Annotated in this window: 13 protein-coding genes and 1 pseudogene; 9 read left to right on the forward strand and 5 right to left on the reverse strand. The window is 58.3% G+C overall.

Translation table 11 applies throughout. From position 1 onward, the window contains the following. Positions 1 to 68 precede the first annotated feature (68 nt). From LRS40_RS05385 to LRS40_RS05395, 3 genes are read left to right on the forward strand one after another with little or no spacing between them, the layout of a single operon-like run. Entirely contained in the window at positions 69 to 701 is a 633-nt protein-coding gene (locus LRS40_RS05385) for a D-lyxose/D-mannose family sugar isomerase (protein WP_231313278.1), read from the forward strand. Between the two features lie 10 nt (positions 702 to 711). Continuing rightward, a complete protein-coding gene (locus LRS40_RS05390) occupies positions 712 to 1,572 on the forward strand; it encodes a ketose 1,6-bisphosphate aldolase (protein ID WP_231313279.1) in 861 nt (286 codons plus the stop codon). Continuing rightward, positions 1,572 to 2,582, forward strand: a complete 1,011-nt coding sequence (locus LRS40_RS05395; protein ID WP_231313865.1) for a carbohydrate kinase family protein — start codon at positions 1,572 to 1,574, stop codon at positions 2,580 to 2,582. The genes LRS40_RS05390 and LRS40_RS05395 overlap by 1 nt, the downstream gene beginning before the upstream one ends. On the opposite strand, the gene LRS40_RS05400 is transcribed toward LRS40_RS05395, so the two are convergent. Next, on the reverse strand, positions 2,579 to 3,310 hold the full coding sequence (locus LRS40_RS05400) for a response regulator (RefSeq protein WP_142487876.1): 732 nt from the start codon (positions 3,308 to 3,310) through the stop codon (positions 2,579 to 2,581). The two genes, LRS40_RS05395 and LRS40_RS05400, sit on opposite strands and share 4 nt — an antisense overlap. A gap of 265 nt (positions 3,311 to 3,575) precedes the next feature. Between LRS40_RS05400 and fdhF the strand changes: the two genes are divergently transcribed. The 3 genes from fdhF to LRS40_RS05415 all read left to right on the forward strand — a co-directional run bounded on the left by fdhF (position 3,576) and on the right by LRS40_RS05415 (position 6,990). Then, positions 3,576 to 5,723 (forward strand): formate dehydrogenase subunit alpha, encoded by a 2,148-nt coding sequence (gene fdhF / locus LRS40_RS05405; RefSeq protein WP_231313280.1) that lies wholly within the window; start codon positions 3,576 to 3,578, stop codon positions 5,721 to 5,723. Between the two features lie 322 nt (positions 5,724 to 6,045). Further along, complete coding sequence (locus LRS40_RS05410) at positions 6,046 to 6,198, forward strand: Hok/Gef family protein (RefSeq protein WP_142487874.1); 153 nt, start codon at positions 6,046 to 6,048, stop codon at positions 6,196 to 6,198. A 117-nt stretch (positions 6,199 to 6,315) separates the two neighbouring features. Then, positions 6,316 to 6,990, forward strand: a complete 675-nt coding sequence (locus LRS40_RS05415; RefSeq protein ID WP_231313281.1) for a tetratricopeptide repeat protein — start codon at positions 6,316 to 6,318, stop codon at positions 6,988 to 6,990. 85 nt (positions 6,991 to 7,075) lie between these two features. Here LRS40_RS05415 and gltP read toward each other — a convergent pair whose 3' ends face one another. After that, positions 7,076 to 8,389, reverse strand: coding sequence for a glutamate/aspartate:proton symporter GltP (gene gltP / locus LRS40_RS05420; RefSeq protein ID WP_142487872.1), 1,314 nt, complete (start codon positions 8,387 to 8,389; stop codon positions 7,076 to 7,078). Positions 8,390 to 8,809: 420 nt separating this feature from the next. Between gltP and acs the strand changes: the two genes are divergently transcribed. The 3 genes from acs (at position 8,810) to actP (ending at position 12,816) form a co-directional block, all read left to right on the forward strand. Then, positions 8,810 to 10,768: an acetate--CoA ligase gene (acs, locus tag LRS40_RS05425; RefSeq protein ID WP_142487871.1), complete on the forward strand. Its 1,959-nt coding sequence runs from the start codon at positions 8,810 to 8,812 to the stop codon at positions 10,766 to 10,768. Between the two features lie 87 nt (positions 10,769 to 10,855). Next, on the forward strand, positions 10,856 to 11,170 hold the full coding sequence (locus LRS40_RS05430) for a DUF485 domain-containing protein (RefSeq protein ID WP_142487870.1): 315 nt from the start codon (positions 10,856 to 10,858) through the stop codon (positions 11,168 to 11,170). Then, positions 11,167 to 12,816, forward strand: a complete 1,650-nt coding sequence (gene actP, locus LRS40_RS05435) for a cation/acetate symporter ActP (RefSeq protein ID WP_231313282.1) — start codon at positions 11,167 to 11,169, stop codon at positions 12,814 to 12,816. Before LRS40_RS05430 ends, actP begins: the two co-directional genes overlap by 4 nt. 210 nt (positions 12,817 to 13,026) lie before the next feature. Here actP and LRS40_RS05440 read toward each other — a convergent pair whose 3' ends face one another. The 3 genes and pseudogenes from LRS40_RS05440 to LRS40_RS05450 all read right to left on the reverse strand — a co-directional run bounded on the left by LRS40_RS05440 (position 13,027) and on the right by LRS40_RS05450 (position 15,382). Next, complete coding sequence (locus LRS40_RS05440) at positions 13,027 to 14,142, reverse strand: hypothetical protein (RefSeq protein ID WP_231313283.1); 1,116 nt, start codon at positions 14,140 to 14,142, stop codon at positions 13,027 to 13,029. Between the two features lies 1 nt (position 14,143). Next, positions 14,144 to 14,842 (reverse strand): annotated as a pseudogene (locus LRS40_RS05445) (IS1 family transposase). Positions 14,843 to 14,875: 33 nt separating this feature from the next. Then, positions 14,876 to 15,382, reverse strand: a complete 507-nt coding sequence (locus LRS40_RS05450; RefSeq protein ID WP_231313284.1) for a hypothetical protein — start codon at positions 15,380 to 15,382, stop codon at positions 14,876 to 14,878. Between the last annotated feature and the right edge of the window lie 9 nt (positions 15,383 to 15,391).

Consider the following 15,391-nt stretch of genomic DNA (forward strand, 5'->3'; position numbering starts at 1 on the left):
GATGAGGAGTTTTCATGAAACGCTCCGAAATTAACGAGATCCTCGGCCACACGCGATAGTTTTTCTCCATGCACGATGTGCATCTGCCCCCCTTTGCCAGCTTCCCTCCTGCCCGCTGGCAGCAGCTTGACGGTGACGCCTGGCAGGAAGTATTCGACCTGCGGCTCGGCTGGGACGTGACCGCGTTCGGCGGCGATAACTTTGCGGCGCAGGGCTTAACCCTTTTTGCCCTGCGCAACGGCTCTCCCGGCGGCAAGCCATGGGACAAATGTTATGCCGAGAAGATCATGCATGTGCGTGAGGGCCAGGTGACGCCTTTGCACTTTCACTGGCGCAAACGCGAGGACATCATCAACCGCGGCGGCGGCAACCTCATTGTCGAGCTGTGGAACGCCGATGAGCATGAACAGAAAGAGGAGGGAGATATCAGGGTCGCCATCGATGGTTGCCAGCAGACCCACGTGGCGGGCAGCCATATCCGCCTCGCGCCGGGGGAGAGCATCTGCCTGCCGCCCGGCCTGTACCACAGTTTCTGGGGTGAGGTGGGCTTTGGCGACGTGCTGGTGGGTGAAGTCTCCTCGGTGAATGACGACGAGACGGACAACCACTTCCTGCAACCCACCGCCCGTTATAACAACATTGATGAAGACGAACCGGCCGTGCTGGTGTTGTGCAATGAATACAGCCTGTTTCGCCTGTAAGGAGTGAACCATGCCGCTTATCTCTCTCGCCGACGGGCTGGCCCATGCCCGCGAACATCGTTATGCGCTGGGGGCGTTTAACGTCCTCAACTCCCACTTCCTGCGGGCGCTGTTTGCCGCCGCCCGTCAGGAGAACTCGCCCTTTATCATCAATATTGCCGAAGTGCATTTTAAGTACGTCTCCCTCGACTCGCTGGTGGAGGCGGTCAAATTCGAAGCCGCCCGGCATGATATTCCGGTGGTGCTGAATCTCGATCACGGCCTGCATTTCGAGGCGGTGGTGCGGGCGCTGCGCTTAGGGTTCAGCTCGGTGATGTTCGACGGTTCCACCCTGAGCTACGAGGAGAACATCCGCCAGACGCGGGAAGTGGTGAAGATGTGCCACGCGGTGGGCGTGTCGGTGGAGGCGGAACTCGGCGCGGTGGGGGGCGATGAGGGCGGTGCCCTGTACGGCCATGCCGACGAAGCCTTTTTCACCGATCCTGGGCTTGCGCGGGAATTTGTCGACCAGACCGGCATCGACGCCCTGGCGGTGGCAATCGGTAATGCCCACGGCAAGTACAAGGGCGAGCCGAAGCTCGATTTCGCCCGTCTTGACGCCATCCGCCAGCAAACCGGCCTGCCGCTGGTGCTGCACGGCGGGTCCGGGATCGGCGACGCCGATTTCCGCCGCGCCATTGAGCTTGGGATCCACAAGATTAACTTCTACACCGGCATGTCCCAGGCGGCGCTGGCGGAGGTGGAGCAGCGAATGGCCAACCGCCAGCCGCTGTACGATGAGTTTGCTGAACTGCTGCTGGGCATCGAAGAGGCCATTACCGATACCGTCGCCGCACAGATGCGCACCTTCGGCAGCGCGGGGTTTGCGTGATGGAACGCCGGGGCATTATCGCGGCGGGCAATATGCTGGTGGATCACGTCCACCAGATTGTGCAGTGGCCGGAGCGCGGCTGGCTGGCGGAGATCGTCCACAGCGAACGCGCCACCGGCGGGGCGCCGCTCAACGTGCTGTTAACGGTGGCGAAAATGCACGCCGGGATCCCGCTGCAGGCGGTGGGACTGGTGGGGGATGACCACGACGGGGATTACATTCTCGCCATGCTCGACCAGTATCACGTCAACCGCCAGCGGGTGCAGCGCACCACCTTCGCCCCCACCTCCATGTCGCAGGTGATGACCGACCCCAGCGGCCAACGCACCTTTTTCCACTCCCCGGGGGCCAACCGGCTGCTGGATCTGCCCGCCTTCGACCGGCTCGACTCCAGCCTGAAGATCTTCCATCTGGGTTATCTGCTGCTGCTGGACAGCCTGGATATGCCGGACGAGGAGTACGGCACCCGCAGCGCGCGCTTGCTGGCGCAGATGCGCGAGCTGGGGTTTCAAACCTCTCTCGACCTGGTGTCGCGCAAGGGCGATCCGCGCTATCAGCCGCTGGTGCTCCCTGCCCTGCGCCATCTCGACTATCTGGTGATCAACGAGCTGGAGGCGGGCGAGTTCAGCGGCCTGGCAATGCGCGATGACCAGGATGCGCCGACGATCGCCAATATTGCCGCGGCGGCGGCAGAGCTGCTGGCAGCGGGCGTGAAGTCGCGGGTGGTGATCCACTGCCCGGAAGGGGCCTGGGGACAGGAGCCGGATCGGGAGGGGTGCTGGATCCCCTCGTGGCGGCTGACCCGGGAGGAGATCGTCGGCAGCGTCGGGGCGGGAGATGCTTTCTGCGCCGGATTTTTGTATGGCTGCCACGAATCGCTGTCGCTGGCGGAGAGCATCCGGATGGCGCACGCCTGCGCGCGGGCCAGCCTGATGGCGGCCAACGCTATCGACGGGGCGAAAACCCTGCAGGAGTTACGGCTTTTTATTCAGGAGAACCGGTTGGCCTAGGCCGCCCTGTCGCCATGCAGCACGTCGGCGGCAAAGACATAGCCCAGCCCGCGGATGGTTTTAATCAGCAGCGGCTGATGGGGATTGATTTCGATTTTGCGGCGCAGGCGCATGATCAACACGTCGATGGTGCGATCAAAAACCTCCGCGCTTTCGCTGTGGGTCAGCTCCAGCAGCTGTTCGCGGCTCAGCACCCGCCGGGCGTTTTGCGTCAACGCCAGCAGCAAACCGTACTCGCCCTGGGTCAGGGCGACCACGCCGCGCTGAGGGTCAATCAGTTCACAGCGGGTGGTATCCAGCGTCCAGCCGTTAAAGCCGATCCCGGCCGCCCGCGTAACGATCGGTTCTGCCGCCAGCGCGCCGGTGCGGCGTAGCACGGCTTTGACGCGCGCCACCACCACCCGGGGATTGAAGGGTTTGCCGATGTAGTCGTCCGCCCCCATCTCAAGGCCCACCACCACGTCCGACTCGCTGCCGAGCCCGGTGAGCATGATGACCGGCAATTCCGGGCGCTGCTTTTGCAGCTGCTGTAACACCTGCAGGCCGTTAATATCCGGCAGCATCATATCCAGCAATACCAGCGCGATATCCGGTGCCTGCTGCGCCAGACGCAGAGCATCCTGACCGGTATGGCACAGGTGGACGGTGAAGACGTGCTCGTTAAGCACATCCTGCAACAGTTCACACACCGCGGTGTCGTCATCGACCACCAGAATTGCTGGTTTCATCACTGGATTCCATTAGGGGGATAGAGATCAGTCTGGCCCATTCTGTGCAAGGCTCCAGCCAAAACGCCCTTTCCGTCACGGATCTTCAACCGCCGTCACATCCCCATCGCCACCAGGGCCGCAATTTTTGACGCGGGCCTGTTTTTCGTCAGGGTTTTGACCAGGATTCGCCCGTAAAGTCAGGGGAAATCCACAACAAAATTGTGGCATAGAGGCGGCATACTAAGCCGACATCTCAGCGTCATTTGAAACTGGAGCAAGACTGATGAAAAACGTCATCACGGTGTGCCCCTATTGCGCATCAGGCTGCAAGATAAACCTGGTGGTCGATAACGGCAAAATCGTCCGGGCGGAGGGAGCCGGGGGGAAAACCAACCAGGGCAAACTGTGCCTGAAGGGCTATTACGGCTGGGACTTTATTAACGACACCCAGATTCTAACCCCGCGGCTGAAAACCCCGATGATCCGCCGCGTTCGCGGCGGCAGGCTGGAGCCCGTCTCCTGGGATGAGTCGCTGGACTATGTTGCCCGCCGCCTCAGCGACATCAGGGCGCAGCACGGTCCGGATGCGATCCAGACCACCGGCTCCTCGCGCGGCACCGGGAATGAAACCAACTACATCATGCAAAAATTTGCCCGCGCGGTGATTGGTACCAACAACGTCGACTGCTGCGCACGCGTCTGACACGGCCCCTCGGTTGCAGGTCTGCACCAGTCGGTCGGTAATGGCGCCATGAGCAATGCCATCAACGAGATTGATGGCACCGATCTGGTGTTTATTTTTGGCTATAACCCGGCGGATTCACATCCGATCGTCGCAAATCATATTCTGCGCGCAAAGCAGAACGGGGCAAAAATTATCGTCTGCGATCCGCGGCGCATCGAAACCGCGCGCATTGCCGATATGCATATCGCGTTGCGAAACGGCTCAAACATCGCCCTGCTCAATGCCATCGGCCACGTGATTATTGCCGAGCAGCTTTACGATCGGACCTTCGTTGCCACCCGCACGGAGGGCTTTGATGAGTACCGTAAGATCGTTGAAAACTATACGCCTGAGTCGGTCGAAACCATTACCGGCGTAAGCGCGCGGGAGATCCGCCAGGCGGCGCGTCTGTATGCCGGAGCGAAAACGGCCACCCTGCTGTGGGGAATGGGCGTCACCCAGTTCTGGCAGGGGGTGGAGACCGTGCGGGCGCTCACCAGCCTCGCCATGCTGACCGGTAACCTCGGCAAAGCCCACGTCGGGGTCAACCCGGTGCGCGGGCAGAACAACGTGCAGGGTGCCTGCGACATGGGGGCGCTACCGGACACCTACCCGGGATACCAGTTTGTTCAGTTCCCGGAAAACCGAGAGAAATTCGCCAGAGCCTGGGGCGTCAAGAGCCTGCCGGCGCATCCCGGCTACCGTATCAGCGAGCTGCCGCACCGCGTGGCCCACAAAGAGGTGCGCGCGGCGTACATCATGGGCGAAGATCCGCTCCAGACCGATGCTGAACTGTCGGCGGTGCGTCAGGCGTTTGACGATCTCGAGCTGGTGATTGTCCAGGATATCTTTATGACTAAAACCGCGGCGGTGGCGGATGTTGTCCTGCCGTCTACCTCGTGGGGCGAGCATGAAGGGGTTTACACCGCAGCCGATCGCGGCTTCCAGCGCTTCTTTAAGGCGGTCGAGCCGAAGTGGGATTTGAAAACCGACTGGCAGATCATCAGCGAGATCGCGACCCGGATGGGTTATCCGATGCACTACGACAACACGCAGCAAATCTGGGATGAGCTGCGCCAGCTGTGTCCGGGATTCAAAGGGGCAACCTACGAGAAGATGGGCGAACTGGGCTACATCCAGTGGCCGTGCCGGGACGAGTCGCCGGCGGACCAGGGCACCTCGTTCCTGTTTGCAGAGAAATTCGACACCCCGAACGGGCTGGCGCAGTTCTTCACCTGCGACTGGATGGCCCCCATCGATAAGCTGGATGACGACTATCCCATGGTGCTCTCCACCGTGCGCGAAGTGGGCCACTACTCCTGCCGCTCGATGACCGGCAACTGTGCGGCCCTGTCGGCGCTGGCCGATGAGCCCGGCTATGTGCAGATCAACACCGAGGATGCCGCAAGGCTGGGCATTGAGGATGAGGCGCTGGTGTGGGTTAACTCCCGCAAAGGTCGGGTTATCACCCGGGCTCAGGTCAGCGATCGGCCTAACGTCGGGGCGGTATACATGACTTACCAATGGTGGATCGGGGCCTGCAACGAACTGGTGACGGAAAACCTCAGCCCGATAACCAAAACGCCGGAATATAAATATTGTGCCGTGCGCGTCGAGCCGATAGCGGATCAGGCTACCGCCGAACACTATGTGGTTGAAGAATATAATAAGCTGAAAAAATCGTTACGGGAAACCGCGATGGGTTGATGCAATTAAAGGTGCAATTAATAAAACGGGGTGAAATATTCATCCCGCTTTTATTTGCATAATAGAAATAATATATGGTGAATATTATTTTGCGAGCAGCATTCCAGAGAAATGTAATTTCACCTAAAAAGAATTACATCTTTTCTTTTGAGTTCAGCGGGATAAGATTAGCGGCGGGTGCTTAAGGCTTTCTGTCTTAAGCCGTATTGAGGGACAGAAAGTGAAAAACCCCGGAAATGTTTCCATTAACCGGGGGCTATCCCTCAACCACTCACAAGTTGAGGATAGCCCCTTATTCTTTTATTAGCAAGGAGTAAAGGGCATGACGCCATTAAAAACCGTGCCAGGCATAATATTAATTATTTGCCTGACCATAGTGATATTCGCCTTTATTAATCGCGGCACGTTATGCGAACTGACAATAAAGAGCGAGCAGCTTGAAGTGGCGGCTAAATTAGCCTGCGCAGCAGGCTAACGTCAGCGGGCGGGGAAACCCGCCCGGCTTGTGGGGAGTGGAGGTCTTAACGCACCCATTTTTTTCTTCTCATCCCGCGCTTATACTGCCCGTTATCTACCCCTACGAAAATAACGCATGAAACCTCTTTATCTGTTGTTGATCCTTTTTTCTTCCCTGGTTTGCGCCGAGGAGATTGGCGGCCAGTACCTGAAGCAGGCTGAGGCAGGCGACAGCCGGGCTCAGTATTATCTTGCCGAAACCTATTACAGCTCGGGGGATGATAAGCAGGCCGAAACCTGGGCCGAAAAAGCGGCCAAAAACGGCGATATCGATGCCATGGCGCTGCTGTCACAAATCAAGTTTAAGCACGGCGATTTAGCCCAGGCAAAAGGGCTGGCGCAGCAGGCCACGGTGGCGGGCAGCTCGCCGGGTGCGGTGATGCTGGCACGTTTGCTGGTCAATACCCGGGCTGGAAAAACTGACTACCCGCAGGCGCTGAGCTTACTGCACAAAGTCGCAGAGAATACCGAGGATGATGCCGCGGTCGATGCCCGGCAGCTGCTGGGGCTGATCTACGCCAACGGCGTGGAGGTGGCGCAGGATGATGTCCAGGCCGCACAGTGGTTTAAGCAGAGCTCCACCCTCTCGCGTACAGGTTACGCGGAGTACTGGGCGGGTCAGGTATTTCAGCAGGGCGAGGACGGGTTTATCACCCCGAATAAACAGAAGGCGCTGTACTGGTTAAATCTGAGCTGTAGCGAAGGTTTTGATACCGGCTGCGAAGAGTTTGATGCGTTAAGCGGGGAGTAAACGCCCGCCGACGGGACCGAGCGGTCTGCGTGCCGGGAGCGCTTCGCTTGCCCGGCCTACAGGACCGTAGGCCGGGCAATGTACTTTACTGGTCAGCGGTTTTATCAAAACGACCCAGCACATCGCGTTCATACGCCAGGGCTTTCTTACGGTCGAACTGATGTTCCCACTTGGCAATCACCAGTACCGCCAGCGCATTACCGACCACGTTCAGCGCGGTACGCGCCATGTCGAGAATACGGTCAACACCGGCGATAAACGCCAGCCCTTCCAGCGGAATACCCACGCTACCCAGGGTCGCCAGCAGCACCACAAAGGAGACGCCCGGCACGCCGGCAATCCCTTTTGAGGTCACCATCAGGGTCAGCACCAGCACGATCTCCTGCCACAGGGAAAGGTCGATACCGTAGAGCTGGGCAATAAAGATCGCGGCGATGCTCTGGTACAGCGTAGAGCCGTCGAGGTTGAACGAGTAACCGGTCGGCACCACGAAGCTGGTGATCGACGCAGGCGCCCCATAGGCTTCCATCTTCTCAATAATACGCGGCAGCACGCTCTCGGAGCTGGCGGTGGAGTACGCCAGAATTAGCTCGTCTTTCAGGATGCGGATCAGGATCCAGATGCTCAGGCCACACATCCGCGCCACCAGCCCCAGCACCACCAGAGCGAAGAACAGGATCGCGAAGTGCACCAGCAGCACCAGCTTCGCCAGCGGCCACAGGGAGGCAAAACCGAAGTTCGCTACCGTCACCGAGATCAGCGCGAACACCCCTACCGGCGCATAGCGCATCACCATGTGGGTCACTTTGAACATGGTTTCAGAGATGGAGCGGAACACGGTCACCAGCGGCTGACGGTGAGTGGACGGCAGTGACGCCAGGCCCAGACCAAACAGCACCGAGAAGAAGATGATCGGCAGCATTTCGCCCTTCGCCATCGACGCCACGATATTGGTCGGCACCAGCGAGAGGATGGTCCCCATCAGGCCATGAGAATGGCTTTGCACATCCGCGGTCGTGCTTTGGTATTTCGAAATATCCACCGTCGCCAGCTGCGACATATCAATGCCCGCGCCAGGCTGGAACACATTCGCCAGCGTGATGCCGAGAACGATCGCCACCGTAGTGATCACTTCGAAATAAAGGATGGTTTTTGCACCGATGCGGCCCAGCTGCTTCGCATCACCCACCCCGGCAATCCCTACCACCAGCGTCGAGATGACAATCGGCACCACAATCATTTTGATCAGATGGATAAAGATATCACCGGCAGGCGACAGTAAATTCGCGATCAGCCATTCGCGGCTGTCACTGTGATAATGCAGATAACTACCCAGCAAGATACCCAGCACAAGGGCCAGCAAAATTTGCCAGGCCAGGCTGACTTTCAAATTTTTCATGACAAGAAACTTCCTCAATGAAGTGTTCGTACTCGTAAAACGATGGGGACGACACATACTGAAAGGGTATGAATTGTGTTGCGTTCATTTATGGGGTTTTTTAACGCGCGGTATCAGTACCATTTGCACGGCATGCTACGCAAGCCTTTAAGAACGAGGCATTTGACTGACAAAAGGCGTTATCACGCTAATTTGTATTAGTCATGATAAATAACCTTTTGTTATAAAAACGCTTTTTTATGCAGTAATGCAAATAATCATTTCAGGCAATTATTTTTTTTCAAAGTGTCATTTGCTCATTTTTTATACTCTCTAATTTTTGCGTGATCTGTCGCCCAAATAGTAAACAAAGCTGGCAAAGCCCCTACAATTAACGTTTTTGCGACATATTATTAACATTCTACAAGGAGAACAAAAACCATGAGCCAGGTCCATAAACACGACATTCCCGCAAATATTGCGGACCGCTGCCTGATTAACCCGGAGCAGTACCAGGAGAAGTACCAGCTGTCTATTACTGACCCTGACGCCTTCTGGGGCGAGCAGGGCAAAATCCTTGACTGGATGACCCCGTATCAGACGGTCAAGAACACCTCTTTTGCCCCCGGCAACGTCTCTATTAAATGGTATGAAGACGGCACGCTGAACCTTGCCGCCAACTGCCTGGATCGTCACCTCGCCGATCGCGGCGACCAGACGGCAATCATCTGGGAGGGCGACGACGCGACCCAGAGCAAAAATATCACCTACCGCGAACTGCACCGCGATGTCTGCCGCTTTGCCAACGTGCTGCTGGCCCAGGGCATCAAAAAAGGCGACGTCGTGGCTATCTATATGCCGATGGTGCCGGAAGCGGCCGTGGCAATGCTGGCCTGCGCCCGCATCGGGGCCGTGCACTCCGTTATCTTCGGCGGCTTTTCGCCGGAAGCGGTGGCCGGACGCATCATCGACTCCAGCTCAAAGCTGGTGATCACCGCCGACGAAGGCGTGCGTGCTGGTCGTGCCGTTCCGCTGAAAAAGAACGTCGACGACGCGCTGAAAAACCCGAATGTGAACAGCGTCAACAGCGTGATTGTGCTGAAGCGCACCGGCAATGCCATTGAATGGCATGAGGGTCGCGACCTGTGGTGGAGCGACCTGATTGAGCAGGCCAGCGACCAGCATCAGCCGGAAGCGATGAACGCGGAAGATCCGCTGTTTATCCTTTATACCTCCGGCTCCACCGGCAAGCCAAAGGGCGTGCTGCACACCACCGGCGGCTATCTGGTCTATGCGGCCACAACCTTCAAATATGTCTTTGATTATCATCAGGGCGATATCTACTGGTGCACCGCCGACGTGGGCTGGGTCACCGGTCACAGCTACCTGCTGTACGGCCCGCTGGCCTGCGGCGCCACCACCCTGATGTTCGAAGGCGTACCTAACTGGCCGACCCCGGCGCGTATGAGCCAGGTGGTGGACAAACATCAGGTCAATATTCTCTACACCGCCCCTACCGCCATCCGCGCCCTGATGGCCGAAGGCGACAAGGCGATTGAAGGGACCGATCGCTCCTCCCTGCGCATCCTCGGATCCGTGGGCGAGCCGATCAACCCGGAAGCCTGGGAGTGGTACTGGAAGAAGATCGGTAACGAGAAGTGCCCGGTGGTCGACACCTGGTGGCAGACCGAAACCGGCGGGTTCATGATCACCCCGCTGCCGGGCGCTACCCAGCTGAAAGCCGGCTCTGCCACCCGTCCGTTCTTCGGCGTCCAGCCTGCGCTGGTGGATAACGAAGGCAACCCGCTGGAAGGGGCCACCGAGGGCAACCTGGTAATCGTCGACTCCTGGCCGGGTCAGGCGCGTACCCTGTTTGGCGATCACGACCGCTTCGAGCAGACCTACTTCTCCACCTTCAAAAACATGTACTTCAGCGGCGACGGCGCGCGTCGTGATGAAGATGGTTACTACTGGATCACCGGCCGCGTGGACGACGTGCTGAACGTCTCCGGGCATCGACTGGGGACCGCCGAGATCGAATCGGCGCTGGTGTCGCATCCGAAAATCGCCGAAGCGGCGGTGGTCGGTATTCCGCACAGCATCAAGGGCCAGGCGATCTACGCCTACGTCACCCTGAACCATGGCGAAGAGCCGTCGCCGGAGCTGTATACCGAGGTACGCAACTGGGTGCGGAAAGAGATCGGCCCGCTTGCCACCCCGGATGTGCTGCACTGGACCGACTCGCTGCCGAAAACCCGCTCCGGCAAGATCATGCGTCGTATTCTGCGCAAGATTGCCGCGGGGGATACCAGCAACTTAGGCGATACCTCAACGCTCGCCGATCCTGGCGTGGTGGACAAACTGCTCGAAGAGAAGCAGGCCATCGCTATGCCATCGTAACGCCACACCCTCACCCTAACCCTCTCCCTTAAAGGGAGAGGGAATAAAAACAACCCCTCCCCCTACAATACGTCTGGAGACTCTGTGATGAATGACAATATTTGTCAGCAGATAGAGAATAGTGCGCACTACAGGGAGCTCGTCGATAAGCGGCAACGGTTTGCCTTCACTTTATCTATCATCATGTTAATCATTTATGTCGGCTTTATTCTGCTGATTGCTTTTGCCCCACACTGGCTGGGCACACCGCTGCACGCCGGGACCAGCGTCACCCGCGGTATCCCTATTGGGATCGGGGTGATCGTCATTTCGTTTGTGCTGACCGCCGTGTACGTCATTCGTGCTAACGGTGAGTTCGACCGTCTGAATAAAGCCGTTCTGCGTGAGGTAAAAGCATCATGAAGAGAGTTCTGACGGCGCTCGCCGCCACCCTCCCCTTTGCGGCAAATGCCGCCGATGCCATTACCGGCGCAGTTGAACGCCAGCCAACCAACTGGCAGGCGATCGCGATGTTCCTGATCTTCGTGGTGCTGACGCTGTATATCACCTACTGGGCCTCGAAACGCGTGCGCTCCCGTAATGATTACTACACCGCGGGCGGCAACATTACCGGCTTCCAGAACGGCCTGGCGATCGCGGGCGACTTTATGTCGGCGGCCTCCTTCCTCGGGATCTCCGCGCTGGTGTACACCTCCGGCTACGACGGGCTGATCTACTCCCTTGGCTTCCTCGTCGGCTGGCCGATTATTCTGTTCCTGATCGCCGAACGTCTGCGTAACCTCGGACGCTATACCTTTGCCGACGTGGCCTCCTATCGCCTGAAGCAGGGGCCGATCCGTACCCTCTCCGCCTGCGGCTCGCTGGTGGTGGTGGCCCTGTACCTGATCGCCCAGATGGTGGGTGCCGGTAAACTCATCCAGCTGCTGTTCGGCCTGAACTACCATATCGCGGTGGTGCTGGTGGGCGTGCTGATGGTGATGTACGTCCTGTTTGGCGGCATGCTTGCCACCACCTGGGTGCAGATCATCAAAGCCGTGCTGCTGCTGTTCGGTGCCAGCTTTATGGCCTTTATGGTAATGAAGCACGTCGGTTTCAGCTTCAACAACCTGTTCAGCGAAGCGATGGCGGTCCACCCGAAAGGGGAAGCGATCATGAGCCCGGGCGGGCTGGTGAAAGATCCGATCTCGGCGCTGTCGTTAGGCCTGGGCCTGATGTTTGGTACCGCCGGTCTGCCGCATATCCTGATGCGTTTCTTCACGGTGTCAGATGCGCGCGAAGCGCGTAAGAGCGTGCTCTACGCCACCGGCTTTATGGGTTACTTCTACATCCTGACCTTTATCATCGGCTTCGGCGCCATCATGCTGGTAGGCGCAAACCCGGCGTTTAAAGACGCGGCGGGCGCGCTGATTGGCGGCAACAACATGGCGGCGGTGCATCTGGCTGACGCGGTGGGTGGCAACCTGTTCCTCGGCTTTATCTCCGCCGTGGCCTTCGCCACTATCCTGGCGGTGGTCGCAGGCCTGACGCTGGCCGGTGCCTCTGCGGTCTCCCATGACCTCTATGCCAACGTCTGGCGTAAAGGCGCCTCCGAGCGCGAGGAGCTGAAAGTCTCCAAAATTACCGTGCTGGTGCTGGGCGTGGTGGCGATCCTGCTGGGTATTCTGTTCGAGAGCCAGAACATCGCCTTTATGGTGGGACTGGCCTTCTCGATTGCCGCAAGCTGTAACTTCCCGATCATTCTGCTCTCCATGTACTGGTCAAAACTGACCACCCGTGGGGCGATGATTGGCGGCTGGCTGGGCCTGCTCACCGCGGTGATCCTGATGATCCTTGGCCCAACCATCTGGGTGCAGATCCTCGGCCACGAAAAAGCCATCTTCCCTTACGAATATCCGGCGCTGTTCTCCATCGCCGTGGCGTTCATTGGGATCTGGTTCTTCTCCGCCACGGATAACTCGGCGGAAGGTAACCTGGAGCGTGAGAAGTTCCGCGCCCAGTTTATCCGGTCCCAAACCGGCCTGGGTGTTGAACAGGGCCGCGCGCACTAAAATCCCCTCCCCGGCCGCTGGTCGGGGATCACATTTTTTTCCCCTTCAGGTGACGTTTATCACGTCACCAAAACAGAAAAAGCCGATGCGCATCACAGGCTTTATCTGCGATCCGCAAAGGCCATCACACTTTTCCCGATTTCACGCCAATCCCCGGCTTTCCCTCTGCCCCCCGTACAGACAATCCCCCTTCCAGTTTTTATGCTTTAGTCACAGCGACTCGCTCAGGCTTCTGGCAAAGCGCTCCAGCCGCGCCGGGCTCAGCAGTAGCGGCAGGAATAGCGGGCCGCTGGCGGGCGGGTCCACCAGCCAGCGATCCAGGGTGTCGGCGTAGTGAAGCAGCCGCTGCTGATGCTTCTGCAGGGTATCAGCAGGCAGGCTGTTCGCGCCGTAATGGTCGAGCCAGAGCACGTCGGTCACGGCGGCAGCCACGTGGGAGAACATCTGGCTGTAGATCTCCGCGCTGCGCCAGGCAGCCAGCAGGATCGCCAGCGTGTCGTCCGGGCAGGTAATACGCGGCATCAGCTCACGCAGGTTTTGCAGGGTGCGGGATGCGAGGAAGCAGGCGGCCTCTTTCTCCAGCGCCATCCGCTCCCGCTGCTCTTTGCCAAGCTCGGGATCGTCGGTGGGCATCAGCGGTTGCCAGGCGTGCAGCCAGTTGGCGCTGCGGGTGTCCATATGCAGCAGCTGTTGCGCCTGAGCGATGCTCTCCGGGATCTGGCTCTGATAGTGCAGCCGTCGCCCGAGGAGGTTCGGCGTTTTACACAGCCAGTCGTAGCTGGCATGCACGATGGCCGAGAGCTGATGCTTGTCCTGCAGGGAGCGAAAGCCGAGCTGATGATGTTCCACCCAGCGATCGAAGGTGGCGGGCAGCGCCGCATCGGCGGCCTGGTTGGCGGCGGTAAGACCGAACAGGTTGATGGCGTTGGCGGAGTCCATCACCCGGCTGTCGGGTAGCCACTGCCAGCTCACGCGGGAGGTAATAGCTTCAATTTCGTTTTCAGCGACACTGAGCGCCCAGCTTAAGCGGCCGCTGATCTCATCGGCCAGATAGCACGGCAGCGCGGTCCAGCCGTAGCCGGTGCCAAAGAGGTCGTACTCGATCCACTTTTTATGCCCCGGCAGGGTGGCGATGTGCGGATGGTTGGCAAAGCCGGGGTGGTAATCCAGCTCGGTGGCTTTTACCGAGGCGCGCACGTCGTCCGGGAGCGTCGCCAGAATGTTAGCGAGCTGCTGGCGCGGCCAGCTGTTATCAATAAAGTCGCGCAGGATGAGCTTTTTGCCCCGGGCGCGCAGCAGGCTCCAGACATCAGGTAATGACTCCAACTTACTGATAGTGTTTTATGTTCAGATAATGCCCGATGACCTTGTCATGCAGCTCCACCGATTTTGAGAACGACAGTGACTTCCGTCCCAGCCTTGCCAGATGTTGTCTCAGATTCAGGTTATGCCGCTCAATTCGCTGAGTGTAACGCTTGCTGATTACGTGCAGCTTTCCCTTCAGGCGGGATTCATACAGCGGCCAGCCATCCGTCATCCATACCACGACCTCAAAGGCCGACAGCAGGCTCAGAAGACGCTCCAGTGTGGCCAGAGTGCGTTCACCGAAGACGTGCGCCACAACCGTCCTCCGTATCCTGTCATACGCGTAAAAACAGCCAGCGCTGACGTGATTTAGCACCGACGTAGCCCCACTGTTCGTCCATTTCAGCGCAGACAATCACATCACTGCCCGGCTGTATGCGCGAGGTTACCGACTGCGGCCTGAGTTTTTTAAGTGACGTAAAATCGTGTTGAGGCCAACGCCCATAATGCGGGCGGTTGCCCGGCATCCAACACCATTCATGGCCATATCAATGATTTTCTGGTGTGTACCGGGCTGAGAGGCGGTGTAAGTGAACTGTAGCTGCCATGTTTTACGGCAGTGAGAGCAGAGATAGCGCTGATGTCCGGCAGTACTTTTACCGTTACGCACCACGCCTTCAGTAGCTGAGCAGGAGGGACAACTGATGGAGATGGAAGCCACGGGAGCACCTCAAAAACACCATCGTACACTAAATCAGTAAGTTGGCACCATTACCCAGACATCATGCAGGCTTTGCTGCCAGCGGGCGGTCTGAAAGTCCGGCGTCGTCAGGCTGAGAATAAGCCCGCTGAGATGGGGCAAGGCGTGTAATAGCGGATGCAATATCGCGGCATAAAAATGGTGCCAGAAATCCGGCGCGCTTTTTTCGTCGAACGTCAGTTCCGGAAATTTACGCTTAATAATGTCGTCATTGGGCGCGGCTTCACCCTGAAGCCAGAACGACAGATTATTTTCCGCCAGATAGCGATCGACGCGGATTAAATATTGCAGGGCGTAATGTTGCTGATGAATAAGGTTCTCGACGTTGAGCTTCTGGCTTAACGGCGAGGGCGTCGCAAGTACCGAAAGCAGTTCCTGTTGGTGCAGGATGATCCCAGTGAAACCGTGCTGCTTCGCGCTTTTTACTCCCTGAATAAACCAGGGCCAGTGCCAGATAAAAGTGCTGTTCAGCTCCATCAGCTGATGTGGAATACGTTTCATTGCGTCACC

It is taken from the genome of Leclercia sp. G3L (genome assembly GCF_021117075.1).
Classification (GTDB): domain Bacteria; phylum Pseudomonadota; class Gammaproteobacteria; order Enterobacterales; family Enterobacteriaceae; genus Enterobacter; species Enterobacter adecarboxylatus_C.